At 71.4% G+C, this 2216-nt stretch carries 2 protein-coding genes; both read left to right on the plus strand.

Features of this window, described 5'->3' with window-relative positions:
• Window positions 1-312: 312 nt before the first annotated feature.
• Window positions 313-1656: a helix-turn-helix domain-containing protein gene (locus ACFWGJ_RS43375; protein ID WP_387334494.1), complete on the plus strand. Its 1344-nt coding sequence runs from the start codon at window positions 313-315 to the stop codon at window positions 1654-1656.
• Window positions 1657-1737: 81 nt separating this feature from the next.
• Window positions 1738-2070 carry a DUF6401 family natural product biosynthesis protein gene (locus ACFWGJ_RS43380; RefSeq protein ID WP_387334495.1) on the plus strand — a complete coding sequence of 111 codons (333 nt, stop codon included), beginning with the start codon at window positions 1738-1740 and terminating at the stop codon, window positions 2068-2070.
• The last annotated feature ends 146 nt before the right edge of the window (window positions 2071-2216 follow it).

Genomic DNA, 2216 nt, shown 5'->3' on the forward strand with positions numbered 1-2216 from the left:
GCGCTCACCAGCGCGGCGAACGCAACCACAGCCGCACCGAACGCCGCGATGAACCGAGCCGGAAGATAGCGCGTGGCAATGCGTCGGAACACGGCGACAACCTCGCAACGTCAACGTAGGCCAGCGTATTAAATGTGCTTCATCGTGCGCTTAACGCGCCGCTTAACCTAGGGCGTGTTCGCCTCCGGGGCAAGGGCCGCATTGAGCCGATCGACGGCCCGCCCGAGCCTGTCCACAAGACTTAACTTGACCGTTTCAACAGGAAGTTGGATAGCGGGCAGGTGTAAGTCGACTTACTGGCATGCTTACGCCATGGCCGAGCGCGACGACCCGGGAATCATCGGGCGCAGAGTGCAGCAACTGCGTACGGAACGCGGGCTGACACAGAAACAACTGGCGGAACCCGCCTACACCCCCGCGTACGTCTCCACGCTGGAGGCAGGACGCGTACGGCCCTCCGAGGAGGCACTGCGGCACATCGCCGAACGGCTCGGGGTCGCCTACGAGGAACTGGCCACCGGGCGGCCCGCCCACCTCGCCACCGACCTGCGGCTGAGGCTCACCGACGCCCAGCGCACCCTGGCGACCGGCGAGGCGGAGATCGCCGCCGAGCAGTACACCGCGCTGCTCACGGAGGCACAGGACCTCGGCCTGAACGCCGAGTGCGCCGCCGCCCTGCTCGGCCTCGGCGAGTGCGCCATGGACACCGGCGACCTGACGACGGCCCGGGCGCGTTTCGAGGAGTCGGAGAAACGGCTCGCGGACGAACCGCTGCCCGTGCGTGTCCCGGCGCTGCGCGGCCGTGCGGTCTCCCACTACCTGGCGGGCGAACTCCGGTACGCCTGCTACCTGCTCGAATCCGCCATCGACGAGCTGAACAAGGGCGGGCTGCACGACCCGGACGCCCTGCTGCTGCTCTACGCGGCGGTCATCGCGCCCTACATGGACATGGGGGCGCACGCGCGGGCGGCGCAGGCCGCCGAGTTCGCGCTCGCGCTGGCCCCGCAGGTCGGCGACCCCGCGCTGCTGGCGCGTATGCACCGGTCCGTGGCCCGCACGATGATCGCCGAGGGGCGGATGGCCGAGGCCGACGCGTCCCTGGGCAAGGCGGCGGAGCTGTACCGGCAGCTCCAGATCCGTACCGAACTGGCCAACTGCCACTGGATGCGCGGGTACCTGTACGCGCAGAACGGTGATCTGGAGCGCGCCGAGAGCGAGTTGCGCGAGGCGCAGGCCATGCACTCCGCGCAGCGCGCCGCGCTCTACACCAGCCAGGTCGCCGTGGAACTGGCGGACGTGCTCCACCGGCGCGGCAAGTCGGAGGAGGCCGCGACCCTCCTGCACGGCGTGCTGGGCGACCTCAGCAGCGAGCGCGGGGCCGTCCACTCCGCGGGCGCGCACCGGCTGCTCGGCATCATCGCGGAGGACAGCCGGGACACCGAGACGGCCGAGGAGCACTACGTGCGCGCGCTCAGCCTGCTGGAGCGGGCGGGCGCGGCGGGGGATCTGGCCGACCTGTGCCGTCTGCTGGGTGACCTGCTGCGGCGTACGGGGCGGATCGACGCGGCGCTGGACGCGTACCGGACGGGGCTCGGCCACCGCACGGCTCCCGGGACCACGACGCTGGGGCCGGCGCCGGCGCATCCGCCGCTCTGACGGGTCCCACCTGCCCCGGTGTGACGGAAACCATCCGAAATCCCCCTCCTGCCGCCGCTCCGCCCGCTTTACGGTGGACGAATGTCATCCGCCGCCCCCCTGACCCCGCTGGCCGAGATCGCCCGCACGTACGCGCCGCGCTTCGCGGAGTTCGCGTTCGAGCCGGCGTTCACGGCGGCGGTGGACCAGCATGTGGCGGAGTTGCGCGACCGGCTGACTTCGGCGGAGTCCGGGCTGGTCCCGCCGGCGCCGGACCGCGAGGTCCTCACGGACTACGCGCTCGGCTTCCTCGACGGGCTCGCGGAGACGGACTGGGCGGAGCCGGTGGGCCACGACTACGCGGTGTGCCGCCTGACGGCGATCAGCTGGCTGATCGACCTGCATGGGCTGATCCCACCCCAGCGCGACCACTAGCCGTGGGGGCCGTTTGCGCCGTTCCCCGCGCCCCTGAGGGGGGTGGGGGTTCGGCGGGAATTCGGCTGCGGGTCCGCTGTGGCTGGTCGCGCAGTTCCCCGCGCCCCTGAAAAGCGGGGCTGCGCCCCTGCCTTTCGTCTTTTAGG

Origin of the sequence: Streptomyces sp. NPDC060205, from assembly GCF_042728395.1 — a bacterium.
GTDB lineage: Bacteria > Actinomycetota > Actinomycetes > Streptomycetales > Streptomycetaceae > Streptomyces.

Coding starts and splice junctions, on each gene's coding strand:
- ACFWGJ_RS43375 (WP_387334494.1), top strand. CDS start 313: ATGGCCGAGCGCGACGACCCGGGAATCATCGGGCGCAGAGTGCAGCAA.
- ACFWGJ_RS43380 (WP_387334495.1), top strand. CDS start 1,738: ATGTCATCCGCCGCCCCCCTGACCCCGCTGGCCGAGATCGCCCGCACG.